The sequence below is a fragment of the Tunturiibacter empetritectus genome, assembly GCF_014201375.1.
Classification (GTDB): domain Bacteria; phylum Acidobacteriota; class Terriglobia; order Terriglobales; family Acidobacteriaceae; genus Edaphobacter; species Edaphobacter lichenicola_D.
The window spans coordinates 50,895-75,560 of sequence record NZ_JACHDZ010000007.1; the positions used below are offsets into that span (position 1 = coordinate 50,895).

The 24,666-nt window shown below is 59.5% G+C and carries 21 protein-coding genes; 8 read left to right on the forward strand and 13 right to left on the reverse strand.

What is annotated here, in order from left to right; genetic code table 11:
• Positions 1-2: 2 nt before the first annotated feature.
• From HDF10_RS18015 to HDF10_RS18025, 3 genes are all read right to left on the reverse strand, one after another.
• Entirely contained in the window at positions 3-1,118 is a 1,116-nt protein-coding gene (locus tag HDF10_RS18015; RefSeq protein WP_183815893.1) for a glycosyltransferase family 4 protein, read from the reverse strand.
• Positions 1,119-1,174: 56 nt separating this feature from the next.
• A complete protein-coding gene (gene aroA / locus HDF10_RS18020; protein ID WP_183815894.1) occupies positions 1,175-2,512 on the reverse strand; it encodes a 3-phosphoshikimate 1-carboxyvinyltransferase in 1,338 nt (445 codons plus the stop codon).
• A 275-nt stretch (positions 2,513-2,787) separates the two neighbouring features.
• A complete protein-coding gene (locus HDF10_RS18025; protein ID WP_183815896.1) occupies positions 2,788-4,473 on the reverse strand; it encodes a hypothetical protein in 1,686 nt (561 codons plus the stop codon).
• Positions 4,474-4,815: 342 nt separating this feature from the next.
• On the opposite strand from HDF10_RS18025, the gene HDF10_RS18030 reads away from it, so the two are divergent.
• Complete coding sequence (locus tag HDF10_RS18030) at positions 4,816-5,745, forward strand: DUF2076 domain-containing protein (RefSeq protein ID WP_183815898.1); 930 nt, start codon at positions 4,816-4,818, stop codon at positions 5,743-5,745.
• A 163-nt stretch (positions 5,746-5,908) separates the two neighbouring features.
• On the opposite strand, the gene HDF10_RS18035 is transcribed toward HDF10_RS18030, so the two are convergent.
• On the reverse strand, positions 5,909-7,912 hold the full coding sequence (locus HDF10_RS18035; protein WP_406706691.1) for a SpoIIE family protein phosphatase: 2,004 nt from the start codon (positions 7,910-7,912) through the stop codon (positions 5,909-5,911).
• A 762-nt stretch (positions 7,913-8,674) separates the two neighbouring features.
• A complete protein-coding gene (gene deoC / locus HDF10_RS18040; RefSeq protein ID WP_183815900.1) occupies positions 8,675-9,466 on the reverse strand; it encodes a deoxyribose-phosphate aldolase in 792 nt (263 codons plus the stop codon).
• A gap of 135 nt (positions 9,467-9,601) precedes the next feature.
• On the opposite strand from deoC, the gene HDF10_RS18045 reads away from it, so the two are divergent.
• From HDF10_RS18045 to HDF10_RS18055, 3 genes are all read left to right on the forward strand, one after another.
• A complete protein-coding gene (locus tag HDF10_RS18045) occupies positions 9,602-10,675 on the forward strand; it encodes an LLM class flavin-dependent oxidoreductase (protein ID WP_311732811.1) in 1,074 nt (357 codons plus the stop codon).
• Between the two features lie 532 nt (positions 10,676-11,207).
• Positions 11,208-12,182, forward strand: coding sequence for a YncE family protein (locus tag HDF10_RS18050; protein WP_311732812.1), 975 nt, complete (start codon positions 11,208-11,210; stop codon positions 12,180-12,182).
• A 204-nt stretch (positions 12,183-12,386) separates the two neighbouring features.
• Positions 12,387-12,860, forward strand: a complete 474-nt coding sequence (locus HDF10_RS18055; RefSeq protein ID WP_183815902.1) for a nuclear transport factor 2 family protein — start codon at positions 12,387-12,389, stop codon at positions 12,858-12,860.
• A 280-nt stretch (positions 12,861-13,140) separates the two neighbouring features.
• Here HDF10_RS18055 and HDF10_RS18060 read toward each other — a convergent pair whose 3' ends face one another.
• Both HDF10_RS18060 and hpt read right to left on the reverse strand, forming a co-directional pair.
• Positions 13,141-13,791: a dihydrofolate reductase family protein gene (locus HDF10_RS18060; protein WP_183815904.1), complete on the reverse strand. Its 651-nt coding sequence runs from the start codon at positions 13,789-13,791 to the stop codon at positions 13,141-13,143.
• 968 nt (positions 13,792-14,759) lie between these two features.
• Positions 14,760-15,323 (reverse strand): hypoxanthine phosphoribosyltransferase, encoded by a 564-nt coding sequence (gene hpt / locus HDF10_RS18065; protein WP_183815905.1) that lies wholly within the window; start codon positions 15,321-15,323, stop codon positions 14,760-14,762.
• A 66-nt stretch (positions 15,324-15,389) separates the two neighbouring features.
• On the opposite strand from hpt, the gene HDF10_RS18070 reads away from it, so the two are divergent.
• On the forward strand, positions 15,390-16,241 hold the full coding sequence (locus HDF10_RS18070; RefSeq protein WP_183815907.1) for a prolipoprotein diacylglyceryl transferase: 852 nt from the start codon (positions 15,390-15,392) through the stop codon (positions 16,239-16,241).
• Positions 16,242-16,299: 58 nt separating this feature from the next.
• Entirely contained in the window at positions 16,300-18,399 is a 2,100-nt protein-coding gene (locus HDF10_RS18075; protein ID WP_183815909.1) for a hypothetical protein, read from the forward strand.
• Positions 18,400-18,421: 22 nt separating this feature from the next.
• Here the strand turns inward: HDF10_RS18075 and aqpZ are convergent, their stop codons facing one another.
• Both aqpZ and HDF10_RS21230 read right to left on the reverse strand, forming a co-directional pair.
• Positions 18,422-19,150 carry an aquaporin Z gene (gene aqpZ, locus HDF10_RS18080; protein WP_183815911.1) on the reverse strand — a complete coding sequence of 243 codons (729 nt, stop codon included), beginning with the start codon at positions 19,148-19,150 and terminating at the stop codon, positions 18,422-18,424.
• Between the two features lie 224 nt (positions 19,151-19,374).
• Positions 19,375-19,608: a M48 family metalloprotease gene (locus tag HDF10_RS21230; RefSeq protein WP_306458008.1), complete on the reverse strand. Its 234-nt coding sequence runs from the start codon at positions 19,606-19,608 to the stop codon at positions 19,375-19,377.
• A 12-nt stretch (positions 19,609-19,620) separates the two neighbouring features.
• On the opposite strand from HDF10_RS21230, the gene HDF10_RS21235 reads away from it, so the two are divergent.
• Both HDF10_RS21235 and HDF10_RS21240 read left to right on the forward strand, forming a co-directional pair.
• Complete coding sequence (locus HDF10_RS21235; RefSeq protein ID WP_311732813.1) at positions 19,621-19,905, forward strand: hypothetical protein; 285 nt, start codon at positions 19,621-19,623, stop codon at positions 19,903-19,905.
• A 15-nt stretch (positions 19,906-19,920) separates the two neighbouring features.
• Positions 19,921-20,124 (forward strand): hypothetical protein, encoded by a 204-nt coding sequence (locus HDF10_RS21240; protein WP_311732814.1) that lies wholly within the window; start codon positions 19,921-19,923, stop codon positions 20,122-20,124.
• Between the two features lie 392 nt (positions 20,125-20,516).
• Here the strand turns inward: HDF10_RS21240 and HDF10_RS18090 are convergent, their stop codons facing one another.
• The 4 genes from HDF10_RS18090 to HDF10_RS18105 form a co-directional block, all read right to left on the reverse strand.
• The gene (locus tag HDF10_RS18090) at positions 20,517-21,053 is read right to left on the reverse strand and encodes a hypothetical protein (RefSeq protein WP_183815913.1); all 537 of its coding nucleotides are present in this window, start codon (positions 21,051-21,053) and stop codon (positions 20,517-20,519) included.
• 33 nt (positions 21,054-21,086) lie between these two features.
• Entirely contained in the window at positions 21,087-21,554 is a 468-nt protein-coding gene (locus HDF10_RS18095) for a hypothetical protein (RefSeq protein WP_183815915.1), read from the reverse strand.
• 25 nt (positions 21,555-21,579) lie between these two features.
• Positions 21,580-22,968 carry a tetratricopeptide repeat protein gene (locus tag HDF10_RS18100; RefSeq protein WP_183815917.1) on the reverse strand — a complete coding sequence of 463 codons (1,389 nt, stop codon included), beginning with the start codon at positions 22,966-22,968 and terminating at the stop codon, positions 21,580-21,582.
• A 312-nt stretch (positions 22,969-23,280) separates the two neighbouring features.
• Positions 23,281-24,345: a hypothetical protein gene (locus HDF10_RS18105; protein ID WP_183815919.1), complete on the reverse strand. Its 1,065-nt coding sequence runs from the start codon at positions 24,343-24,345 to the stop codon at positions 23,281-23,283.
• Positions 24,346-24,666 lie beyond the last annotated feature (321 nt).

Genomic DNA, 24,666 nt, shown 5'->3' on the forward strand with positions numbered 1-24,666 from the left:
GGTTACAGCCAATTGCAAAGTGTTGCGACGCGTTCGGCCCACTCGTCTTCTGTGGGGAGATGAGGCTGTGGGACGACGTGATGCTTGTCTTCGAGGATGCCTTCGATCGCAGACTGGAGCGCCGGGGTCATGTTTTCTTCGCCTCCGGTGAAGACGGTTGCCCAGGGGGTGTCGAGCAGAATGTCGCTGACGCCCGATTCGCGGTGGAGCAGGACTGGGATGCCGCGGTGGAGCGATTCGATGGCGGGGATTCCGTAGCCTTGAACGGCGGGCATGAGGAAGAGGTGAGTCTGTGAGAAGAGTCGCTCGAGATCGTCGTCGGGGACGAAGCCGTGGAAGTGGATGCGGTCGCCGATGCCGAGGGTTTGAGCCATCTGGGTAAGGCTTGGGATGAGAGAGCCTTTGCCTGCGAGGTCGAGTCTCCAGTCGATGAGGGAAGAGAGCGGTTTTTCGTTGCGCTCCAGTTTGGCGAGGGCGCGGATGATCCAGTCGATGCGTTTGTTGGGTTCGATGCGGCAGACGGAGAACATTCGGAGCTGGTCGTTTACCGGGTGAGCGAGCTGGGCTGCGGGGCTGGTGACGAGGCCGCCCATGCGGGCGATCTTTGCGTCGATGTTGAAGTCCTTGCGGCATTCGCTGCGGAGGTACTCGCTGGTGACGATGGTGTTGCCGCCGGAGCGCAGGCCATAGCCGATGATGCGATTTGAGACGGCGATGCGCAGCTTTATGGGTGCGCGGCGGGTGTCCTGATCACCGAAGAGCGAGGGCGTGTCGTGCATAAGGGTGTGGAATCCGCGCTGTCCGGCTAGGGTTGCGTGAAGGGCCGGTTGATAGCCGGAGGCGAGCGGCTTGGGTGAGTTTGGGGGCTGCTGGTTGAAGTAGGTGCGGAGGGAGGCGACCTTGTGGCGTGCTCCGGGTGAGGGTTTGAGCTCGACGACCTGCAGGGGGTGGGTGGCGTATTGAGCGAGGTTGCAGCGGTCGAAGTAGGTGACGACGTGATTGGGCAGGTTGCGTTGATGGAGCCAGCGGGAGAGCGCGAGGACGCTGCGCTCTGAACCGCCGAACTGGTCGATCTCGGTGATGAGGATGGGGCGGGAGCCGCTCGAGGGTGTTTGCATGGACCTGTTGGGAGATTGAAGTCAGCTTAGCAAATTGCAGTGTTGACGACGGCGGCTCAGCGTTGGCAGAGATTGTCGAGATGAGTGAAGAACTCTGGAAAACTGATGGCGGCGGATTCGGCTCCGTGAATTACGGTATCTCCGGTGGCGCGCAGGGCGGCGATGGAGAAGGCCATGGCAATGCGGTGATCGGTGCCGGAGTCGATCTGTGCTCCGTGAAGGGGCTGGTTTCCGGGGATGACCAGGCCGTCCTCGTGCTCGGTGAGTTCTGCTCCCATGGCGCGGAGGTTTTTTGCAACCAGGGCGATGCGATCGGACTCTTTGACGCGGAGTTCTTTGGCGTCGCGGATGGTGATGCCGTCGTGGGTGTAGGGGGCGATGGCGGCGAGGACGGGGAGTTCGTCGATGATCTGAGCGGCGAGAGCTCCGCCGATGTGCATGCCGCGGAGGCCGTTGGGCGAGACGTTGACCTGAATGGTGCCGATGAGTTCGCCGTGGTGCTCTTCGACGTTGAGGACTTTGATCTTGCCGCCAAGTGCGGTGATGACGTCGAGTAGGGAGGCGCGGGTTGGGTTCATGCCGACGCTGTCGAGGATGAGGTTGGAGTCGGGGAAGAGGAGCGCGGCGCAGAGGAAGAAGGCCGCGGAGGAGATATCGCCGGGGATGGTGGCGTCGATTGCTTTCAGGGTTTGATGGCCGGGGATGCTTAGCTTTGTGACCTCTCCTCCTCGAGAGCTGGTGCGATTGAGGGTTGCCCCGAAGGCCTGGAGGGCGTGTTCGGAGTGGTCGCGGGTGCGAATGGATTCGGTGAGGCTGGTGGTGCCGTTGGCCTGGAGGCCGGCGAAGAGGACTGCGGTTTTGACCTGGGCGCTGGGGATTGGGGTGTCGAAGTCGATGGCGTGGAGTGGGCCGCCGTGAACGGTGATGGGGGCGTGGCCGTCTTTGTCTCCGGGATTTAGAGTGAGGTCGATCTTTGCGCCCATCTGGCCGAGCGGTTTGCGAATGCGCTCCATGGGACGGAGGCTGAGGGAGTGATCGCCGATGAGAGTGAAGGTGTGAGGATGAGGGGCGATGAGGCCGGCGAGCATACGCATAGTCGAGCCGGAGTTGCCGCAGTCGAGGGGTGCAGAGGGTTGCAGAAATTTTCCTGCGGTGCCGGTGATCTCGATGGTCTTGTCTTCTTTGTGGACGATGGTTGCGCCGAGTGCCTCCATACAGGCGAGAGAGGAGTGGGGGTCGGCGCCGGTGGAGAAGTTGGAGAGGCGGGTGGTGCCTTCGGCGAGGCCGGCCAGCATGGCGTAGCGGTGGGAGATGGATTTGTCGCCCGGGAGGGTGAGAGAGCCCTTGAAGTTGCGCGCGGGACGAATGGTTTGCGTGTTGGAAGAGGAAGACATTGAGTTCTAGCTTACAATCCTTTGCGTGATTGCGAGAGCCGCGGAAGACGGCCAGAGTAGAAGAGTAGAGATGAGGGTGGTAGACGCCTGAAGAGACTGGGAAAGCCGGTGGGATATCGCTTACGCTCTTACTTCACATACCTCCAACGAGGAGATGTACTAGAGGCGTTCTCTGAGTTTTGTGCAAAATAAAGCGATTTAACGTATCGCGGCGGGAGATGTACTTCCGCCGCGATGCGTTGTGAGGTGGATGGGTGTTTTGGGGTGAAGTGCGACTACCAGCGATCGTGATCCGTCCGTGTGCCAGGGGTGAAGGAGACGCCGCGGAGGACTTCGGCGAAGTCGGCTTTACGTACGATGGTGAACTTTTCCTTGGCGGCTTTGGTGGCGTCGGCGTTGGATAGATCATCGGTGACGGCTACGAGGCGGTTTGGATCGGCGCCCTGATCTCCGCTGCCGCTGACGGTGGAGGTGATGGCGTAGAGAGTAACTTTGCCGTCGTCGTTGACCCTGCCGGTAAGATTACGGACGCCGTCGGTGGCTGGCGACCAGGGAAGGCTGGTGGCGGAGTTGTTGCCGGTGGGGTATCGGTTGACCGTGTAGGGGACGCCGAGTTCGAGGCCGGTCTGCAGGGTGTAGGCGCGGCTCCAGGACTTGGTGGAGGAGTTGAAGATCCACTTCTGGATGCCTGCAGTGGTCTGGGCGGCGGCGTGGGTGTAGAGGGTGGTGTCGCTAGCGAAGCCGTCGCCTTCGTCGGCTACATAGAGGGTGTCAGCGTTGGCGAACCAGATGCCGAAGGGAAAGGCGACTGGGTTGGCGGTCTTGGCCAATGCGGTGGGGAAGCCAGCGAGGATGCACATGTTGCTGGGCAGGCCAGCAGTTTGGAGCTTGGTTGGGTCGTACGCCAGGGGAGAGATGGGGAGCGTTGCTCCGACGGCGGGGACGCCTACACCGTTGGGGCAGGCGGTGCCGGTGGTGTCGACGAAGTAGACGGTGTTCACGCCGTTGCCGCCGCTGCCTTTGGTGTAGTAGAGGACGTTGTTGAAGACGGTGAGCCCGCGGAAGTTGTCGTCCTTGCCGATCTTGTCTGCCTTATCGCCGAGCAGGGTGACGGAGAAGCTGGCGACAGGGGTGGGGGTGCCGGGAGTCTGGAAGCTCTCGAGGGCGTTGGCGGGATCGATGATCTGAGCGCCGGCGCCGAGGATAACGCCGTTGGGCTGGGGATTGCTGCCGTTGCCAGCGTTGCCGGAGGTGTAGAAGAAGTTGGCTCCGTTGGTGTTGTTGAAGATGGCGGCGCGGCCGTTGTTGCCGCTGTAGGCGTTGGTTTCGGTGAAGGTGAACTTGCCGGAGCGGTTGACGGTGGCGACGGCACGATAGTAGGCCACGCCGACGGGGTTGGTGGGATCGATGACGCCGGGGGTGTTGGAGTTGGAGACGTCGATGGTGTTGACGGGCGCGACGTAGTCGATGAAGGTGAGCAGCTTGCCGTCGGTGGAGAGGTTGAGGGCTTCTTCCGACTTCGAACTGAAGCTGGTGACGAGCTGGTTGCTCTCGGAGCGGATGTTGCGCTGGGAGCTGTTGGGGACCTCGAGGCTGTCGACGAGAAAGCCCCAGGGCGTGACCTGGTCGAGATAGACCTTGGAGGTGATGCCGAAACTGCCATCGGCGAGGACGTTATTGAAGACGTAGGGGAAGGTGCCGTCGTTGGTCGCGGCTACGCAGGGGGTGGTGGTGTTGGCGCAGTTTGGGGGGAGGAACGCGCCTACCTTTACGTTGTTGGGGTTGTTGTCGTAGACGCTGCGAGAGACGACGAGATTCCCAGGGAAGAAGCGTATATGGTCGTCGTGGTCGCGGTCCTGCGCGCTGACGGGGATACCGACGAGAGTGGCCAGGGAAAGAGCTGCGGCTCCTTTGAGGAGCGGCTGCCAGGAACTTTTTGACTTCGGAAAGAAGGGTTGCATTAGTGTCTCCGTGGTGTTGATTTTCGTGCTGAGTTACGGAGAGGACTCTATGCCGGCTATGTTAGGAACTGGTGAATCTTAAGTAAAGCTGAAGAAGGCTCAGACGAGGTGAGAATGGATAGTGAAGCGCATGGCTTCTGAGTGAACGAAAGTAGACTGGCCTGCGTAGGTTGTCTTGAGAGAGGCGCGAAGCATCCTATCAGCATTGAGACGGGATCTTATTTTCTACTGTGCGTGATGTTGGTGTCGACGTTACGGCGTGGTGTACGTCCATTGGAAGTGCTCCACAGACTTTGCGGGCGCTGTAAGTAGTTGGTGCAGGATAACGGAAAGGGATTGAAGATGACTCCTCAGGAACAGGATATGATTGGCGGTCTGATCGACCGCATCCAGAAGACGCAGCTTGCAGAGAAAGATACGGACGCGGAACAGATGCTGCAGCAGGGATTGGGACGCAACCCAGATGCACTATACATTTTGGCGCAGACGGTGCTGGTGCAGAAGTATGCGCTGGAGCAGGCGCAGACACAGCTGTCGCAGGCGAAGGCGCAGATCGAGCAGATGCAACAGCATCCGGAGCCGAAACATGCGACGAGTTTTTTGGGGAGTCTACTGGGGCGCAATGAGGAGCCGGCGCCACCCCCACCGCCACCACCACAGCAGGCTTATCTGCAGGGCGGGGGGCCGGCTTATCCACCGTATGCTCCGGTGGGAGGCGGGTATGGTGCCGCTCCTCAGTATGGGGCTCCGGTACAGTATGGTGCTGCTCCTCAGTATGGGGCTCCGTCGCAGTATGGGGCTCCGCAGGGGATGGGTGGAGGTGGGTTTATGCGGGGCGCTCTGCAGACGGCTGCTGGAGTTGCGGCAGGTGCGCTGGCGTTTCAGGGCGTGGAGTCGCTGATGCATGGGTTTGGGCATGAGGCTGGGTATGGCGGCAGTCAGGGACTGGGCGGCTTCGATGGTGGTCAGCGTCCGACCGAGGAGATCGTCAATAACTACTATGGCGATGATCGTGGAGGCGGAGGAGGACACGATGTTTCGGCGGATGAGAGGTCGCTGGGGCAGCAGGAGGATCGGGACTTTGGGTCGCGTGGCGGTTCGGATACATCCTCAAACGATCGGGATTCTCTTTATGGGTCCGATGACACAGGTGCTGGCGATGATGCTAGCTTCGACGATTCGGATAGTTCGAGTGATGATGCTTCGTTCGATGATAGCGGCAACTCTTGCGATGATGGGTCGGGTGGTGGAGACGATAGTAACTTCGCCTAAAGTGCATCTTGTTGAAGTGAGGAGAGGCCTGCTTGGTGCGGGCCTCTTTTCCTTTGTAGATGCTGCTGTCCTGCCGGACGGGCCCACTTCGCGTGGGGCGGTCACTTCGTGACTTGTATACCGCTTCGCCCGGTGCTCCCGTTGGTCGCAAGGGAAGAGATTTCTAGGTGCTTTGGCCGGTGGCTCGTAGGACCACTATGGTCTCGTCGTCGAAGTGGGCGGTGCCGGCCTGGAAGTCAGTGACCGCCTGGAGCACGGTGTCTACCGTGAACTGGGCCGTGGGTTGGTGCTGGGACTCGAGGAGTTGGGTGAGCCGTTCGTCGCCGAACATGTCGCCGGTGGCGTTGATGGCGTCGACGATGCCGTCGGAGAAGAAGACGATGAGGTCGCCGGGGCGGGTGGAGAGGGTGAACTCTTCGTACTCGGCGTTGGGGAAGAGGCCGAGGGGGAAGCCTTCGGCTTGAATGGTGCGGACGGTGGGCGGCTTGCTGGTGTCGGAGTTGACGGCGACGAAGAGGGGTTGGACGGAGCCGGCGTTGGCGATCTGGAGGGTCTGGTTGTTGTCGTCCCAGACGGCCATGAGCATGGTGACGTATTGGGAGTCGAGCTTGCGCTCCTGCAGCTGGTCGTTGAGCGCGGTGAGCATAGCTGCGGGAGAGAGATGCTGGGGCGCTAGGGAGCGGAGGATTCCGCTGACCAGGGCGGCGTAGAGTGCGGCGGGAGCTGCTTTGCCGCTGACGTCTCCTACGGCGATGGCGATGCGGCCGGAGCCGTAGTCGAGGTAGTCGAAGACATCGCCTCCGATGGAGCGGGCGGCGACGAAGCGGGAGGCGATCTCGGCGCGATCAAGCTTGGGCGGGTGCGAGGGCATGAGACGCAGCTGGACCTGGCGAGCCATGTCGAGGTCGCGCTCCATGCGCTGCTCCTCCTCGTGGATGCGCTGGTAGAGCTTGGCGTTGGCGATGCTGATGGCAACCTGTGAGGCGAGGGTGGAGAGGGTGCGCTGGTGATCGTCGTTGTAGTAGTTGACGCGGGTGTGTTCGAGGTCGAGGACGCCGATGACCTCGCCTTTGTAGACGAGGGGAATGGCGAGTTCGGAGCGGACCTCGGGGTTGGCTTCGACGTAGCGTGGCTCTTTGCGGACGTCGGGCGCTAGGATGGGCTCGCGGAGCTGGGCGGAGGTACCGATGAGGCCTTCGCCGAGAGCGATGGTTCGTGCGCGGGTGACGCGTTCGCCGAAGCGGGAGGAGAAGCGATGCTCGAAGAGCTGGGTGCGGTCGTTCCACAGGAGGATGGTGAACATGTGGAAGTCGATGACGCGCTTGAGGAGCTGACCGATGCGTTCGAGGAGATCGTCGGGATCGAGGATGCTGGTGATCTCGCGGGAGATTTCGTTGAGCACGGCGAGGGTTTGGGCCTGGCGGGAGACGCGGGTGTAGAGGCGGGCGTTCTCGATGGCGATGGCCATGCGGGAGGCGACCAGCTCGAGCAGGCGCTGGTGCTCCATGGTGAAGTAGCCGATGGTCTCGGACTGTAGATCGAGGACGCCGATGACCTTGTTCTTGACTACGAGCGGGACGGCGAGCTCGGAGCGGACGTTGGGGTTCGCGTCGATGTAGTTCTCCTGCGTGGTGACGTCTTCGATGAGGAGGGATTTGCGTTGCAGTGCGGCCTGGCCGGCGACGCCGCGGCCGAGCTTGATGCGCATGCGCTCGACCTCGGAGGAGTGGCCGATCTGGAAGCGCATGCGGAGGTCGGAGGCGCGCTCGTTGATGAGGAGGATGGCGAAGATCTTGTAGTCGATGACGGCGCGGACGAGGTCGGCGACGCGGTGCATTAGGGTGTTGAGGTCGAGGGTGGTGTTGAGGGCGTCGGCAAGGTTGTGGAGGAACTCGACCTGGAGGGGCTCGACGCGAATTTTGGGGTCGGCGGCGTGGGGGTGGAAGAGTTGCTGGGTGGGCGGGCGGTAGTCCCCCTCGTAGGGGTGCTCGGGCGCGGGTGCTTCGGGAGCAGCGGGTGGCGTGGAACTCGGTTTGATGGGGGAAGGCATTCTGCTTTGCGTTGATATTACCGGGTGAGGTTGGGTTTGGGGAGTGCCTGATCGGGATTGCGGATCGGTGTGGACGAGCAGCCGGGGTTCTTCCGCTGGAGCCAGTGTGGGCGTCATATCTCGCGGCTCCTCTCCGGTTGTGATCGTGTGATTCATACGCTCCTGGCACTCAGGGGGTACCCCCCCATATTATTGTCGTGTAAGTGGGTTATTTTTGTTGCCTTTGCAAGGAGAGGCTACTCGCAAAAATAACATTGCAAAAGGTTTAGCTGCAGAATCCTCATTCCAAAGGGTTTGTAGTCTAATTCTCCTTTGACGGGTGTATAGCTGCTTAAACGAGACGACCCCGGTGACCGGGGTCGAAAATTTAAGTGCTATATCCATTATAGCGGAGGCGATAGAACTGGTACGCCACGTCTATGTTTTTGATTTTGAATGGGATTGGTCGTTCGGGGGCTTGACAGGGGACTGGTGGCTCTTCGCTGCGCTGTTCATGGTGAGGCTGGACCGCTTCGGTCGATTTTTGTGGGGAAGAGCGAAAACGATTGGAGTGTTTGGGTTGAAGGTTCGAACGGTATGGGTGGGTGGAAGGTGTCGGGATCCTTCACTCCGTCAGGATGACGGCGAAGAGCGGCAACGGCAAAAGCAACGACAACCACAACCGCAGATCCCCTTCGGGGATGACAACAAGAACGGCAACAACCAAAGACAAAATACAGGGGTCTCTCCACTGCGCGACGAACGATAAGGCTGTTCGTCGCTCCGGTCGAGATGACGCCTTTAAAGACGCCTCATCACTCACGCCCCATCACTAGACGCCTCATCGCTAAACGTCCCGTCGCTAGGCGTCCCGTCTTTATGTGATAAGACGCGGTGGATTTAGTAGGTGGGGGCTGGGGTGGCTGGGTCTGGGGCGTGTCCTGCGAGCTCGTTGAGGATTTTGACGCTGGCGCTGGCTCCTATGCGTGAGGCGCCGGCGCGGAGCATGGTGGTGGCGTCGGCGAGGGAGCGGATTCCGCCGGAGGCTTTAACGCCGGCGCGGGTGCCGGCTACGCCGCGGAGGAGACTGATGTCGTCGGCGGTGGCGCCGCCGGTGGAGAAGCCGGTGCTGGTTTTGAGGAAGTCGGCGCCGGCTGCGAGGGCGAGCTCGGAGGCACGGAGTTTTTCTTCGAAGGTGAGGAGGCAGGTTTCCAGGATGACTTTTACGATGGCTCCGGCGGCGTGGGCGATCTGTACGACGCCGTGGATGTCTTGGCGGATGGCTTCGTAGTCTGCGGACTGGGCGGACTTGAGGAGGCCGACGTTGAGGACCATGTCGATGTCGTGGGCGCCGTGTTTGAGCATGTGCGCGGTCTCTTCGCGCTTGGAGATGGCGAGGGTGGCGCCGAGGGGGAAGCCGATGACGACGCCGACGGGAATGCCGGTGCCTTGGAGGGCGGCGGTGGCGAGGGGGACCCAGGCGGGGTTGACCATGGCGCAGGCGAAGCGGTGTTCGGCGGCTTCGTTGCAGAGCTGGAGGACCTGGGTGCGGGTGGCGTCGGGCTTGAGGAGGGTGTGGTCGAGGACGGCGGCGAGGTTCTGCAGGGAGGAGAGGGTGTGGGCGGCGAAGGCTGCGGCGTCGAAGTGCTCTGGGCCGTGGGGGAGGGGATCGGTGATGGACAGCGTGTTCAAAAAAGTGCTCCTTCGGCGAGGGGAGGTGTTCGCGCCGGGTTACTTTCTATCATACGGGGGTTGGGGCTGGTTTAACAGATGTGAGTACTTGCGAGCCGGGGTGGTTCGATCTCGGGTTTTATACATCAAAAGAGTGTGATCAATAATGGCTTGAAGAACGGATTGCGGCTTTCGGTGCTGGATCAGTCGCCGGTGCCTGCGGGGAGTTTCGCCGGGGTGGCTTTGGCGAACTCGATTGAGCTGGCGCGGCTGGTGGATGGGCTGGGGTATAGCCGGTTCTGGATGTCGGAGCACCATGCGATGGATACGCTGGCGTGTACGGCTCCGGAGGTGATGCTAGCCCGGATTGGTGCGGAGACGAAGCGGATACGGATTGGGTCGGGCGGGATTATGCTGCCGCACTACACGCCGTTGAAGGTGGCGGAGTGTTTTCGGATGCTGCATGCGCTCTATCCGGACAGGGTGGACCTGGGGATTGGGCGCGCGCCGGGGGGTGGGCCGATTGAGGCGCTGGCGTTGAAGCGGGACAGGAAGACGAAGATGCTCGATGATTTTCCGGACCAAGTGGGCGAGTTGCTGGCGTTTCTGGGGCATCGGTTTCCGGAGGGGCATCCGTTTGCAGGGATTCGGGTTTCGCCGGAGATGCCGGGTGGGCCGGATGTGTGGATGCTGGGGTCGAGTATGTGGAGCGCGGCGGCGGCGGTGGAGTTTGGGCTGCCTTACTCGTTTGCGCATTTCTTCAGCCCGGTGAATACGCGGGCGGCGATTGAGACTTATCGGCGTGGGTTCAGTGCGAGTGCTTACCGGAGGACGGCGGAGGCTACGGTGGCGGTGGGTGTGATCTGCGCGGAGACGCAGGAGGAGGCGGAGTTTCTGTTTTCGAGCGTGCGGCTGCTGCAGCGGCGGATTCGGCAGGGTGATCGGCGACCGGTGGCGTCGCCGGAGGACGCGGCGCGGGAGTTGTACAAGTTGGGCGATATGCCGCAGGAGGAGGGAGAGTGGCCGCGGTACTTTGTGGGGACGCCTGCGGTGGTGCGGGAACAGATGGAGGCGATGGCGGAGGAGTTGGGGATTGGGGAGCTGATCGTGAATACGATTGTGTGGGATCAGGCGAAGCGGCTGCAGAGTTATGAGTTGCTGGCGGAGGAGTTTGAGTTGGGCGCATTCGCCGGGGAGAGAGATGCGCGGATGGTTGATCTTCGAAGTTAGCGAATCATTCATGGGTGATTGAACGTGAAGTTTACGGCTGGAGATTGAGACAGCGCAGACGGGTTCTCTTCTGACTCTGTAGCGGCCTCGCACGCGCGAAAAGTGCATTACGACGCTCGTCTCGAGCGTCTGTCGCGGCACTATGACCGCAGGTTGCTGGAGTTGATTTTTCTTCCAGGCGGAGTCGGTTTACCGGACGCAATTGTCACTCGTGTCACAAAGTTGTAAATATGTTGTCATTCGTTGCGCCTTCTACCGACATGGTTAATGTGAGTGGTCTATTGTTTCGCTTGCTGCTGAGAGATGGGTTCCGCTGTGGTCTCACTCGAGGCAGAGATGTCTCGCTTCGAGGTACAACGAAATGCGAATCTACGAATGTTTCTCGCACCGTGAAACAGATGTGCCGCTGCTTCGCCAAAGAAGCAGAACTGGTTGGAGCAAAACTCTTACAGCCGTTACGTTGCTGGTCTGTGCGACTGGAATAGGACTCGCGCAACACCATGACGGCGACGATGCTTTTCTGCCGAGCCCGGTGAGAAGTGTCTCGACGGTACCGAGTAATGGGGATGCGAATCCGTACGGGGTTGCGTTTGTTGGGGATAACTTTCAGGCTGGGTCTGGGCCGCTGAAGCGTGGAGACATTCTCGTCTCGAACTTCAACAACAGCATGACTCTGCAGGGTACGGGAACGACCATCGTCAGGGTGCCGAAGAGCGGATCGACGACCGTGTTCTTCCAGGGTAAAAAACCGCTGGGGCTTTCTACGGCGCTGGGGACGCTGCAGTATGGGTTCGTGGTGGTCGGGAATGCGCCGACGGCGGATGGTACCGCAGCGACTGCAGGGCCCGGGTCGCTGTTGGTGATCAACAATCAGGGCAAGCTGATACAGACGTTCACCAGTGCGGAGATACAGGGGCCGTGGGACATGGCGCTGGTTGACGGCGGAGACAGGGCAACTGCGTTTATCACCAATGACCTGACGGGGACGGTCGTCCGGCTGAAGTTCAAGGTTAGCTTTAGCGGTCTGACGCTGCTGAGTACGAAGACGATTGCTTCGGGGTATATTCACCGCGGCGATCCGGTGACGCTGTTTGTGGCTCCCACGGGACTGGTGTACGACGATCGGCGCGACGTGCTGTACGTTGCCTCGACGGGGGACAACGCCGTCTTCGCGGTGTGGGATGCGGCGGACCGTCATACGGATGGTGGATTGGGCACCATCATTTACCAGGACAATGTTCATCTGCACGGGGCGCTGGGGCTGGCGATGGCTCCGAATGGGCACCTGCTGGTGACCAACAACGATGGCATCAATCCCGATGCAAATCAGCCGAGCGAGATCGTCGAGTTTACGACGGACGGAAGATTTGTGAAGGAGATCCCGGTGGATCCGGCCCAGGGCGGATCGTTTGGTTTAGCGGTGCGCACGACGGAGGATAAGGCGATTCTGGCGGCGGTCGATGACAACACTGCGACGTTGACGATCTGGACGCTGAATTCCGAGTAGGCCGCGAAAGGTAGCTTCTGATGCGGCTTGGGTGTACTGAATAACAATCAATTCTGCCAACCCAGTGCAGCGTTATGCTGCCATCTAGCGTGCAAAGTATCATCCACACCGAAGGCGTGCGGTGCTGCGGTTTGCCGACATGCAACCGAAATAACCGAATGTGTAATAGTGCGTCACCATCGGAGCGTAGTGTAGGATTTCGCCATGCGAGAAACGCGTTTACGAGTCTTCGCGGTGGCAATCGCGAAGACGTTGTTCCTTGTTCAGGCATACGCCCAGCAGAGTCACTGGTCTTCGGCGGATGATAAAACCGCGAAGTACATCATCGAGATGGAGCGCAAGTGGGCTGAGGGTGTATGTGTTGACAACGGTGTCGTCGCTGGTCTGCTTGCCGACGACTTCCAAGGCACTTCCACGAGCGGTGCGCGCTTCACAAAAGCTGATGAACTGAAGGACGAGAAAGGCCCACGCACCGCTCATGAGTGCGAACTTGATGAGGCTAAAGTGCGTTTCTTCGGAGACAGTCTTGCCGTTGTCTACGGCAGCGAACATTATGTCGGCAAAGATAAGTCCCAGCCGAACATAGAGGTGTGCCAGGTTTGGACTGACACGTGGCTGAAGCGCGGCGGTACATGGCAGATCATCGCCTCGCACGATAATCGCGTGAAATGTAAGTAGGAGAGAACGCCTGACCTTTCGTTATGCACTGGCATGGTCTGCTGGGGCTTTTACCAGGTCGAGACGCAGAAAGGCTTAGCCATTGTGGCTAGTGGCCGGCTAGCCCGAACCAGACAGCTCCGGGCGGTTCTCAGTCGATCAGGAACTCACAGGGCTCTCTGCACAGAACTCAATGAGCGCATTGGCCTGTTACGGCTAACTGAGAGCGTGCCGATCACACGTCGCCCTTACCGCGGGATGTTCTTTCGCCGCAGCTGCTCGCTCTCCTTCATCATTTCGTTCAAATTCGCAGCTTCTCCAGCACAACGTGTGTCGCGTGCTCCGTCGCCTCGTGCTCGGTCACAGAGAATCCCAGCGCGGGCAGGTCAAGACCGGTAAGCAGTGCCTCCCCTTGACCGAGGGCAACAGGTGCAAGTGCAAAGTGAAGGGAATCGATCAGCCCCGCCTGCAGATACTGCCGCACGGTGGAAACACCGCCTCCGATCTTGACGTCCTTGTCGCCCGCTGCCTGCTTCGCGAGCCTCAGCGCCTTTTCGACTCCACCGGTGACGAAGTAGAAGGTCGTCCCGCCTTCCATCACGAGGGGCTCGCGCTCGTAGTGGGTCAGAACGAAGGTTGGCGCATGGTAGGGCGGATTGGCCCCCCACCATCCCTTCCACGAATAGTCCTGCCATGGGCCACGCACCGGACCGAACATGTTGCGGCCGAGGATGAAGGCTCCAAAGTTTTCCATTCCCCGCCGTGCAAACGCGTCGTCCACATCGATAGATCCGCCTTCCTTCCCGAGCATGGCGGAGAATGTCCTGGTATGGAAGAACCACTGAAAGATCTCTGGACCGCGCTTGCCCAGCGGATCGTCCAGGCTCTGCTCTATCCCTGCGCTAAAACCGTCCAACGAAAGACCAAATCCCGCGACACGAACCTTTGACATGCATGCTCCTCGCTTTCGAAAATTCTGATTAGCCCCGCCCGTGGTGACGTAATCAACTTTGAGTGGAGCAACTCGCGTATCTGCTCCGTGGAGCGCTAGACATGACGACGACTCTAGCAAACCAGCTACCCCGAATCAATTTGGCAAACGGCGGATCGATGCAAAGTGCCGAGCTAGTGACTCTGAGATCTGGAGCAACAGAACTGCTTCCTCGGTTGACGCAAAATCGCCAAGTCACTCATTGACAAGCGATTGTGTGGAATCAGGTGAAGCGGCTGCGGAGTTATGAGTTGCTGCCGCGGGAGTCTGGACTCGGGTGAGTTGAAGCACAAGCGAAAGGGCGGGTCCCTTGCGAGACCTCGCCCTTTTTGCTATCCGATTTTTCGAAGATCCAGTACGGCCCGGATCACAACCTTGTCAATTCCGAAATCCTTCGGTACTGCGAGCGTAGCCCGCATTGCCGTTCTCTTTCGTTATCGCGTCCGTTGTAAGAGCTTTCTCGTTCTATCATCCGGCCTTCAGTTGCCTGAGTGCCCTCGAGTTCCGTTGCCGGCCCTCTCCGATAGCTGTTGTCTACTCTCTCCTCCTGGAAGATTGCTCTTCCGCTGAAAAAATACTACTCGGAATTGCCCGCGATGCAATGGAGTCGAGCGCGTTATTTATGTGGAAATACTGGTGTTTTTGTGGGAAATTAGGGAAATGAGAGTCTGGAACTGCGCGTTCATGGCAGCCTTGGCCCGGCTGGGAGAGGTTTACATTCCCATCCATCGCATAAGGCTGCGATGGATGGGGCACCCGATCGTTTGTTGCTGGATGTGAGAGGACAACCGCAGAAGCAGATCCTGACGGGATGACAACCAAAACAACGGACTACGGCAAAAGCGATGGGGCTCCCTCTTTGACGCCGCTGAGGGGGAGAATTAGAACGGGCACGTTGTGCAAGAAAACGAGAGCAGACTGTGTTGTGGCTAGTGGCCGGCGACGTCGGAGGGGAAGATGCGGATGTCTTCTACGCCACGGTAGCGCTCGGCGTAGTCCATGCCGTAGCCGATGACGAACTTGTTGGGGATTCTGAAGGCTACGTAGTCGGCTTCGATGGGAACGAGGCGGCGCTCGGGTTTGTCGAGGCAGGATGCGATCTTTAGCGACGCGGGTTTGTGTTGCAGCATGAGGCCGCGAAGGTAGCTGAGGGTGAGGCCAGTGTCGAGAATGTCTTCGACGATGATGACGTGCTTGCCTTCGATGGGGTTGTCGATGTCCTTGATGAGCTTGACGGCGCCGGAGGAGACGCGGGCGCGGCCGTAGCTGGAGACGGCGACGAAGTCGAAGGTGTTGTCGACCTGGATGGCGCGGGCGAGGTCGGCGAGGAAGATGGCTGCGCCTTTGAGGACGCCGATGAGGACGATGGATTGACCTTTGTAGTCAGCGGAGATCTGGGCTCCGATTTCGCGGGTGCGGTCGGCGATCTGTTGTTTGGAGAAGAGAATCTCCATCTCTGAGGCGGGGGGGAAGACGGGCGTGCTGGTGGCCATAAGGGATAGGCTAACGCGAGTGGGGGGCTGAGGCAAAGGCCGTTATACTTTTATAGAGCGAGGATTATGTTTCCCTATATCGATATTGGCCCGATTCATCTGGGTACGTTTGGGTTGTTGTTGTGGCTGGCGGCGGTGGCGGCGACGGTGGTGCTGCATAAGAACTTTGTTCGGAATGGCGTCGATGCGGACGCGCTGAACGTGGTTGCGTTGGTGGTGATCGCGGGGGTGCTGGGCGCGAAGGCCTGGCATGAGTTGCAGAATCCGGCGGATCTTTATGCGGCGTATCGGCAGATTATTGCTCCGGGGTGGAGTCGGCCGTTTGCGGTGGCGATGGATTTTCTACACTGGTTTCAGGCAGGGTTTGCGTGGTTTGGCGGGATGCTGGCCGGGATCGCGATGCTGATGTGGCAGGGTCGGATTGCTAAACCTGATGGTCTGGCTGGGGGGAAGGCTGCGGTGCGGATGCTGGATCTGGCGGCTCCGGCGGCTGCGATTGGATATGGTGTGGGGCGGATTGGGTGTTTGACGTCGGGCGATGGGGACTACGGGATCAATACGACGCTGCCGTGGGGCGTGCATATGGCGAAGGATGCGCTGGTGTTGCCGACTCCGCCGGATGCTCTGGTGCAGCCTACGCCGGTGTATGAGTTTCTGTTTGCGATGGCGCTGGGGTGGTTGCTTTGGCGGTTAGGGAAGAAGGCGAGGCCGTTGGGGTGGATGACCGGGCTGTATCTTTTTCTGAGTGGAATTGCTCGGTTTCTGGTGGAGTTTGTGCGGGTGAATCCGCGGCTTTACTGGGGAATGAGCAATGCGCAGGTGGCGGCGCTGGGGTCGGTGGTGGTGGGGCTGGTGGTGATGGGGGTGGCGCGGAAGCCAACTCCGTTTGTCGAGCCGCATCCGACGGTTGTTTCCTGATATTCGGTTGCTTTCGTTTTGAATTTAACCTTCAAAGCTGAGTTGTATAAGGAGAGGTATGCAGCAAGAGACATCTCGCCGATTTGAGTTACGGAGTACTACGGCGTATCAAATTTTTCTGAAGGTCTGGTTTCCGCTTTTCGCAGCCATCACAGTTATTGGACTGATCGTTCCATTGAATCCGGAGACGCCACGTGGAGGCATTGATCGATCATGGGTGATGTCCATGAACGAGGCGGTGGCCGATCACATGAGAATCGGCCATGACGTTATTTTCACATTTGGTCCCTATGCCGCGATGTATTCGCAGGTCTATCACCCGCTGGTCGACCACCTGATACTGCTCACCAGCCTTATTTTTGCGCTCTGCTATCTGGGGGCGTTGCTGTATATGGCCGGGAATGAGAATCGGACAATTGCCATTCTCTTCCTTGTATTTCTTGGCTGGTTTGCCCAGTCACGCGATGCGTTGTTTTTTTCCTATCCACTTCTTCTGGCTCTTAGCGCGGCGAAGTTTTGCGGTCATCAGGAAAAACAGCCGCAGTCAAATTTTCGGCGACTGGCGTCAGTGGCCGCGCTCTGCATTCCACTAGGCATACTTCCTTTAGTAAAAGGAAACATGATTGTTCTATGCGCGATGATGGTTCTTCTTATTGCGAGTTATCTCCTGTATCAGAGATACGTCATGCTGGCGGTAGTAGTTGTTGTCGTGCCGATACTCTCCCTTCTTTTGTTTTGGACGATGGCGGGGCAGCCGTTTAATGGGCTTGCGGACTATGGATCGAGTAGCGTCCAGATACTCTCCGGATATACCGAGGCGATGGGGTTGCAGGGGGAATTTCGAGGCATTCTAGGGTACCTGCCTAATGTGGAGATCGCGGCATACCTTGTTGCAGCCGCCGCAGTTCTTTGGAACCTGTCGAGGTCAATGGTGGTTACGGGCGTGTCGAAGTTATTTCTCGGTGTCTGTTTTACGCTGTTCTTTTTTGTAGGCTTCAAGAGCGGTTTTGTACGGCACGATATGCATGCGCCTATTGCGGCGAGTTGCCTGGTATTCGCAAGCATTTTGACGGGGTTTTTAGGTTGGGACCGTCGAGTTCGAGTCACTCTTGTTTTATGTGCCCTGGTGTTAGCTGGCATAACAATTCGGTATAACCCTCAAGTGCTCAACCTGGCTAAGGCCATCATTCCGAATTACAAGCAGAAGACGAAGGCGCCAGTCGGAGACCTGCCAATATCGCGGCATGACGTTACTGAAGAGAAAAAATCTATCTCCACCCTTGCCGGCGATGCTGTTCTTGGAGTGTACGGACATTTGTGGAATGGTTTGCGGATTCGGCTGTTCGAAAACGACGAACTCTCCAACGCGTATCTTGAGGGACTTGCGAAGATCAGGGAGGAATATCCGGTGCCGAAGCTGGCGGGAACAGTGGATATCTATCCGACCGACGATGCCTACATTCTTGCATCGGGCGACACTTGGAATCCGCGTCCCGTCATCCAAAGCTATACTGCGTGGACACCAAAACTTGCTCTGATCAATGAGCAGCATTTACGGACGGAAAAAGCTCCCAATTATCTGTTATTCGGTTTCGTTCCCATGGAGGATAATCATCTGCCTTCGCTTAATGATGGGGTCAGTTGGGCCGCGTTTTTAGACAACTACACCGTGTCCAGGGTGGATGAGCAGTTTGCCTATCTGCACAAGAAAGACGTTGTGCAGGATCGTTCCGATTTCAACATTCTGCAGACAGGTGTCTATAAAACCGGAGAGAGGATTGTGATGTCCGGGTCTGGAAAACCGATTTTTGCTGAGATAGATCTGGAGCCTACGCCGTTTGGCAGGCTTATCGGCATAGTTTTCAAACCAACGCAGGTGAGAATTTTATTGAAATTATCGGATGGCACGAGACGGGACTATCGTGTGTTGCCCACAATGATGAGGACCGGATTTTGCGTATCGCCATTGGTTGAAGACACTCGGGGGTTTGCTCAATTTGTGGATGGAGATGAACACTCTCTGAACGGCGCCGTGGTGAAGGAGATGACGATCGTGCCGTATCATCCCGGCTGGATGGTTTGGAAGGATCACTACAAACTCACTCTGAAGGAATATCACGGCGGCGCTTGGCTTAGTCGGAGTGCGGCGCCGCTATGAGTTTGTGACGTGGCATTGCTGTCTAGTTTCGGGACATCTCTTCGCGGATTGGTGGCTGCGGGGCGGCGAAGAAGGCCGTGGAGATGAGGCCGCCCAGGACTGCTCCTAAGATCGGTGCTACCCAGAAGAGCCATAGCTGGCTGAGTGCCCAGCCTCCTACGAAGATGGCGGGGCCGGTGCTGCGGGCGGGGTTGACCGAGGTGTTGGTGACGGGAATGCTGATGAGGTGGATCAGCGTGAGACAGAGGCCGATGGCGATGGGGGCGAAGCCTTTGGGGGCGCGCTCGTCGGTGGCGCCGAGGATGACGAGAAGGAAGAAGGCGGTGAGGACGACCTCGGCTACGAAGCAGGCTAGGAGAGAGTAGCCGCCGGGGGAGTGGTCGGCGTAGCCGTTGGAGGCGAAGCCGGCGGCGAGGGAGAAGCCGGGTTTGCCGCTGGCGATGAGGTAGAGGACGCCTGAGCCGGCGATGGCTCCGAGGACCTGCGCGATGATGTAGGGCAGGAGTTCGGAGGGCGCGAAGCGTTTGCCGACGACCAGGCCAATGGAGACTGCGGGGTTCAGGTGGCAGCCGGAGACGTGGCCGATGGCGAAGGCCATTGTGAGGACGGTGAGACCGAAGGCCAGAGCTACTCCGGCGAAGCCGATTCCCAGGTTGGGGAAGGCCGCAGCGAGGACGGCGCTGCCGCAGCCGCCGAAGACAAGCCAGAAGGTGCCGAAGAACTCCGCTGCTGCACGTTTCGAGAGATCCATTGGGGTCTGCCTGCTCTTTCTTGTGATTTGGATTTTCGCCTGTCGGAAAGATAACTGGAGAACGGGGCCCATGCGACTAGTGCAATGGCAATAGTCGCATGGTTCAACGACTCCTACGCGATTCCGAATGCGAGAAACGCTGACGTCTTACGTAGCGAAATCGTAGCACGGGATTTTATCCCGGCACGTGAAATTTTGATTGGCGCGGATTGCAGGGGAAGGATTTAGAGACGCTTGAGGTAGGCTTTGGCGGCTTCGAGTTCGGGGAAGAGGCGCTCCTCGGCCTGGAACTCGCGGGAGTGGACGCAGCGGCGGCCGGCTTTGACGCGGACGGGGTGCTTGAGGTGGAGCATTTCGTGGTAGAGGAGGTACTCAATGGCGCAGCGTGGGGTGTCGGGACGGTCGAAGACGCGGCTGACGACGATGGTGTTGTGGGCGGCGTCGTAGTGGCCGAGCATGCGTCGGGCGTTATGGGCGGACCAGGTCAGGGTGGGGCGGCCGAGGAGTCCGTGAAAGAAGCGGGTGTTGAGGGATTCGAAGACTTCGTTGAGGTCGTAGTGATGGCCGGAGGGGGTGGAGAGGCGTTTGCGGCCGCGGGTCTGGCGGATGTGCTCGGCCTGGCGGGAGATGGCCTCGGAGGAGACGTGGCGGCGGTAGCGGTCGGCGTGGGCGGGGGCGATGGGTTTTTTGTAGAGCTTGGCGAGGAGGATGTGGGCGATGGCGTGGTGAATGGAGTCGGGCGCGGACTCGAGTAGGTCGGAGAGGCGGACGTGGAGACGGCCTTCGCGCAGGCGGATGGTGGTGTTGAGGGAGGTGAAGCGGCGGAAGCGGATGTCGAGCGGAGGGATGGGGGCGCGGGGGCGGAGTTCGCGGTACTGCTCCTCGAAGACGGCTACGAGGGAGGTGGCGGCGGACTTGGATTTTGGGGTGCGGGGTTTGCGGGGCGTGTGAGGACGAATCGGGGCTGCGGGTGATGGGGCGGAGAGGTGGTCGAAAAGAGTGGGCGAAGGCGATGAAAAGAGCTGCAGGAATTGGCGCAGGGGGGAGGGGCCGGGATGCTTCGGGGTGGTCAGGGCTTCGTCCTTGTCTTGGTGCTACAGGACGATTTTATAAGAGGCGAGGCTGTGCAGGAGGTACGTTGGTAGGTTCGTGCTTAGACACTTTCCTGCCGGACGGGCCTCCTGCGCGGAGGGCGGGCGTTCGCACGCCTTTTACTGCTTCGCGTGGTCCTCCCGTTGGTCGGAAGAAAATCGGTTCCGACCAACGGGAAGACCACAAGAGATCGTCGCTGCAAGAAAGGTATACGCGTCACGAAGTGACCGCTGCCCGCGTAGGGCGCCCGTCCGGAAGGACATATTCTTCGATGCTATCGGGGAAGGTCTATAGGGGCGTTCTTGTTTTCTTTTTGCGGTGGGTGGGCGAGGAACCAGGCCTTCTGCTCTTCGATGAGTTGGGTGGCTTGATCGTGAAGGTCGTGGACGGCTTCGAGGGCGAGCCTGCGGGAGACGTTGTAGGTCTCGTTGTCAGGCGGGGCCTTCAGGTTGGAGGACCAGCGCTCGGTGGCTTCGACCAGCTTGGGGAGAGCTTTGCGGATGTCGCGGTGACGGGCGCCGTAGTCGTCAAGGTTGTCGTTGAGCTCGTCGGCGATGGCGGTGAACTGCTCGAGGAGATCGTGGGTGTCCTGCTCGCGGCCGGGTTTTCGCGGAGTGGCGAAGAGATCCTGAATGGATTTGTTGCGTGCGTCGAGGAGCTTGATGAAGAGAAGGACGCGGTCGTTGGGATAATAGGCGACCTCTCGGAGCTGCTCGACTTCGCCGTCGGAGAGGGAGGCGTCGGTGCGCTGGGCGGGAAGGGACAGGGCAAGCGAGAGCAGAAGAAGGACGAGCGAGAGTCTGCGGAGCATCGGTTCCTGGTCTGGATTACTGGTGTCTGGTTCTTAGTGCTTGAAGACCTGAGCGAGAAGTTCGTCGTGGACCTGGTCGAGCTGCTTGAGGGTGGCCTGGAGGGTGTCGCGATCTTCATTGGAGGCTTTATGGAGATACTCTCCGAGGCGGTAGGAGGTGTGATGCATCAACTCTTCGGCGTTCTTGAGGCGCTTGGAGTTGCTGGCGATATCCATGTGGATGAGCATCGCGTAGGCGTTGACCTTCTTGAGGGTAGCGGTGGCCTGATCGACGTCGCCGTTGAGCATCTGCTTGCCGGCCATCTCGGTCATGACATGGACGAGCTCGGTGTAGAGGAAGCACTGATCGCGGGGATTGGCCTGCTGGGCGCGGAGTTCGAGTTGCGCGAGTGCCTGGGCGGTGGGAAGGGTGTCGTCAAAGGAGGCGGCGCGTGCGGTTGCTGGAGAGGACAGAAGCAGCGGCAGAGAGAGAAGAAGAGCGAACCGACGGATCGATTTCATAACGCACCTCGAAGGGAGCGCTTGCCTACTTCAGGTGATCGAGGGTGAGGAGACGGTGGCGGGCCTCCCACTCCTCGTCCGGAAACTGGCCGTTTGCCACGGAGAGGAACTGTTTGTACAGGTCGGTCGCCTGTTTGGTGTGGTGCAGTTTGTCGTGCGCAGTTGCCGCAAGGAACAGACTTGAAGGCGACTGTGGCAGCACTTTATCACGAATTTCGAGTGCTTGCAAGGAGGTGACGGGGTCGTTGTTTGCGGACGCTGCGAAGGCGAGATGGCTGGCGGCCTGGGCGAGATCGTCTTTAGTGGGGAAGGCGTTGGGCTGGGCGAGGGCGCGCTTGAGAAGGGCTTCAGCTTCGGCGAAGTTTTTGAGGTGGATCTGGACGTCGGCACTGTCGTCGAGGAGGGTGGGGTCCTGCGTGGATTTGGTCAGGAGACCGTTGTAGAGGGGGGCGGCCTGGTCGTACTGCTTGTTTCGGCTGTAGAGACGGGCGAGGAGGCGGGTGATGGCGGCGTCTTCTGGGTGGGCGGCGTGGAGTTTGGCGGCGAGTGGGATGGCCTGGGTGGTCTTGCCCTGCTGCTCGTAGAGGCTGGCGAGTTGGGCGTTGAGGGTGGGGTTGTTGGGGTCTTTGGCGAGGGCGGTGGTGAGGAGGGATTCGGCCTGGTCGGGACGCTGTTGGCGCAGGAGGAGATGGGTGAGGGCAGCGGTGGCGTCGTGATTCTGGGGGTCGACGGCGAGGAGGCGGCGGTAGGCGAGCTCGGCGGCGGTGGTGTCGCCGGAGGCTTCGGCGAGCTCGCCGGAGAGGAGGATGTCCTCGGGGGTCTCGGGGGTGATCTTGATTGCTGAGAGGAGTTCGTCGCTGGCGGCGGAGGGGTTGGCGGTCTGGTCGATGCGGGCGAGGGCGCGGTAGGCGCGGGCTTTGAGGGCGGGGTTGTCGGTGGTGAGGGTGGTGGATTTGAGGAGCTCATTGTGGGCGTCGGTGAGCCGGCCGCCGCGGGCCAGGAGAAGGCCTAGGGCGAGATGGGGGTCGAAGTAGTTGGGGTCGGCGGCGATGGCGCGGCGGTAGGTTTGCTCTGCGGCGGTGGTCTGGGCGGGAGTTTCGGCGAGTGCGTCCTGGGTGAAGGCCAGGTCATAGAGGAGGTGGGCGTCGGTGGGATTCTTGTCAGCGAGTAGGGTGAGGATTTTGAGGGCGGTGGGGTAGTCCTGCTTGTCGAGGGCGTCGTTGGCCTGGGCGCGGGCGGGGTCGATCGGTGCGGGTTTGGGAGCGGCCGTGGTGTCGATGGCGCCTGCGGGGAGTTGTGCCCGGGCCGACCCTGATGCAAGGACTAGAGAGAAAAATATTAACGACAGGATGGCAGGGGGACGTGGGCGTAGCCTGTGTGCAGGTGTTGACTTGTTGCGTCTTGTGTCGTGCATCTCCGGTACTCCCCCTACTACCCTTAAAGTGTGCAAAGTCTTCGAACGACTGACTTTAGGTTTGGACTTTACTGCGATTGTTAAGTACGAAAGCCCGACCTGGATGGCCGGGCTTCAGTAGCTTTTCCCTACTAAGAGGATAACAGACGCGTCAAGAGGCGAGTTGTGGAAGACAGAGCGGAGATGGCGTGAAGGGATGAGTTTCTGAGACCAGAGGCATCCGGGGACGCTTTGAAGTTTCATTGCGCCTTGGAGAGGCCTCTCGGCGGCCGCTGTCCCAGTCATTAAAAGCAATGCGAAGCTTCGGACGCGCTACTTGGCAGGGACGTCAACCGGGAGGGAGCGGTTGCGGTCTTTGAGCCATTCGAGCGTGACGCTCTGGCCGGCTTTCTTCGGGGTTTGCTCATCGAGGTCGGGCATGAAGATCTCGAGGCCAGCCTGTGCGGTCATGCGCGTATAGCCGTTGACGAGTTGAGCCTGATAGTTGACGAGGTCGAGGTCAAACCAGGGATCCTGAGAGGCGTCGATCATCGTGAGGTCGACGTGGTGCATGGTGAGCTTGCCGAAGTCGAGGGTGCCTCCACTGAGACGGAGAAAGTTGTGCCACTGTGCGAGTCGGGTCTCGTCATTGCCCGCGTTGCCGTAGAGCACTTCGATGTCCGGCGGGCTGACCCGGACGGTGGTTATTTGGCCATGGATGTGCGGCGGGGGGAGCAGTTTCTGGGTGTCAAAGATGATGTCGTTGTCTACTATCTGAACTCCGGGGATGTTACTCGTATGAACCAGGTCGGATAGTTCGACATGGAAGCCTCCGAGGAGGCCTTTCAGCGGAACCTTCAAGACGTTGAGCTTTGTGAGGTGAAACTTGACGAAGCCATCCGGAGTGGGAGAGAGGGTGCCGATGAGTTCGATGGGAAGGGGAACGATCTTGTGTACGGTGCCCTGCAGCTTGATTTGTTCGCCTTCGGGTTGAATCGAGATGTTGGTGAGAGGAGAGTTGGGCGGAGAGCTGGTGTTCAGATAGTTGCTGATGTCTCCTATGTTCGCGTGGATGACACCCTTCTGAATCTGTAGGACGAAAGAATCCGGGTCATCGAAGGACGGATTTACCTGCCGACGGGTGCGAACCATCTGTCCCCGGATCCAGCGGATGTAGATACGGAAGTTGGGACCTTTGCGCAGGAGCAGATTGTGCGCGTAGACCAGGGTGGGGGCGAGGTCCTCAGTGTCTGTCGCGCTGACGGGGCCGGAGGCTGCAACGGAAGAGGAGGGTGGAGGAGCGGGCGCCCTGGACCGCGAGTGCCAGAAGAGCCAGCAGAGGAAGAGGACGACGATCGTGGCGGCTGAGGCGATAAATGCAGGGCGGGGAAGGGTCACTGTGCCATTCTAGTGGCAGACAAGGTGGCCTGAAAGGTCAACGGCTGCTTCGCACGGAATCTGAGGTTTGTTCTCACGCCGACTTTCTGCAAGTTGATTTTCTCGAGCCGGACGTGCTCAAGGCTGGAGCTTTCAAAAGACCGGAGACCGATGCTTAAAAATACCCGCATGATATCAACCTGAAGCTCGTCGACGAGACCCGCATCCAAGAGCTGTTGAGCTATGCTGACGCCGCAAACTAGATCGCACGCGCGAGGCGTCGAACGGCTTATATAAGGTTCAGGGACCGGGGTCCCGAGGTCGCGGCAGCGGGACGTGTGG

Bases quoted from the DNA above. Each gene is read 5' to 3' on its own strand.
- HDF10_RS18090 (WP_183815913.1), bottom strand. From the start codon at position 21,053: ATGCTCCGCAGACTCTCGCTCGTCCTTCTTCTGCTCTCGCTTGCCCTG.
- HDF10_RS18025 (WP_183815896.1), bottom strand. From the start codon at position 4,473: ATGCAACCCTTCTTTCCGAAGTCAAAAAGTTCCTGGCAGCCGCTCCTC.
- HDF10_RS18035 (WP_406706691.1), bottom strand. From the start codon at position 7,912: ATGACGCCCACACTGGCTCCAGCGGAAGAACCCCGGCTGCTCGTCCAC.
- hpt (WP_183815905.1), bottom strand. From the start codon at position 15,323: ATGGCCACCAGCACGCCCGTCTTCCCCCCCGCCTCAGAGATGGAGATT.
- HDF10_RS18095 (WP_183815915.1), bottom strand. From the start codon at position 21,554: ATGAAATCGATCCGTCGGTTCGCTCTTCTTCTCTCTCTGCCGCTGCTT.
- aqpZ (WP_183815911.1), bottom strand. From the start codon at position 19,150: ATGGATCTCTCGAAACGTGCAGCAGCGGAGTTCTTCGGCACCTTCTGG.
- HDF10_RS18060 (WP_183815904.1), bottom strand. From the start codon at position 13,791: ATGTCAAAGGTTCGTGTCGCGGGATTTGGTCTTTCGTTGGACGGTTTT.
- HDF10_RS21230 (WP_306458008.1), bottom strand. From the start codon at position 19,608: ATGCTCGGCCACTACGACGCCGCCCACAACACCATCGTCGTCAGCCGC.
- HDF10_RS18100 (WP_183815917.1), bottom strand. From the start codon at position 22,968: ATGCACGACACAAGACGCAACAAGTCAACACCTGCACACAGGCTACGC.
- HDF10_RS18055 (WP_183815902.1), top strand. From the start codon at position 12,387: ATGCGAGAAACGCGTTTACGAGTCTTCGCGGTGGCAATCGCGAAGACG.
- aroA (WP_183815894.1), bottom strand. From the start codon at position 2,512: ATGTCTTCCTCTTCCAACACGCAAACCATTCGTCCCGCGCGCAACTTC.
- HDF10_RS18070 (WP_183815907.1), top strand. From the start codon at position 15,390: ATGTTTCCCTATATCGATATTGGCCCGATTCATCTGGGTACGTTTGGG.
- HDF10_RS18015 (WP_183815893.1), bottom strand. From the start codon at position 1,118: ATGCAAACACCCTCGAGCGGCTCCCGCCCCATCCTCATCACCGAGATC.
- HDF10_RS18030 (WP_183815898.1), top strand. From the start codon at position 4,816: ATGACTCCTCAGGAACAGGATATGATTGGCGGTCTGATCGACCGCATC.
- HDF10_RS18075 (WP_183815909.1), top strand. From the start codon at position 16,300: ATGCAGCAAGAGACATCTCGCCGATTTGAGTTACGGAGTACTACGGCG.
- HDF10_RS21235 (WP_311732813.1), top strand. From the start codon at position 19,621: ATGGGCGGACCAGGTCAGGGTGGGGCGGCCGAGGAGTCCGTGAAAGAA.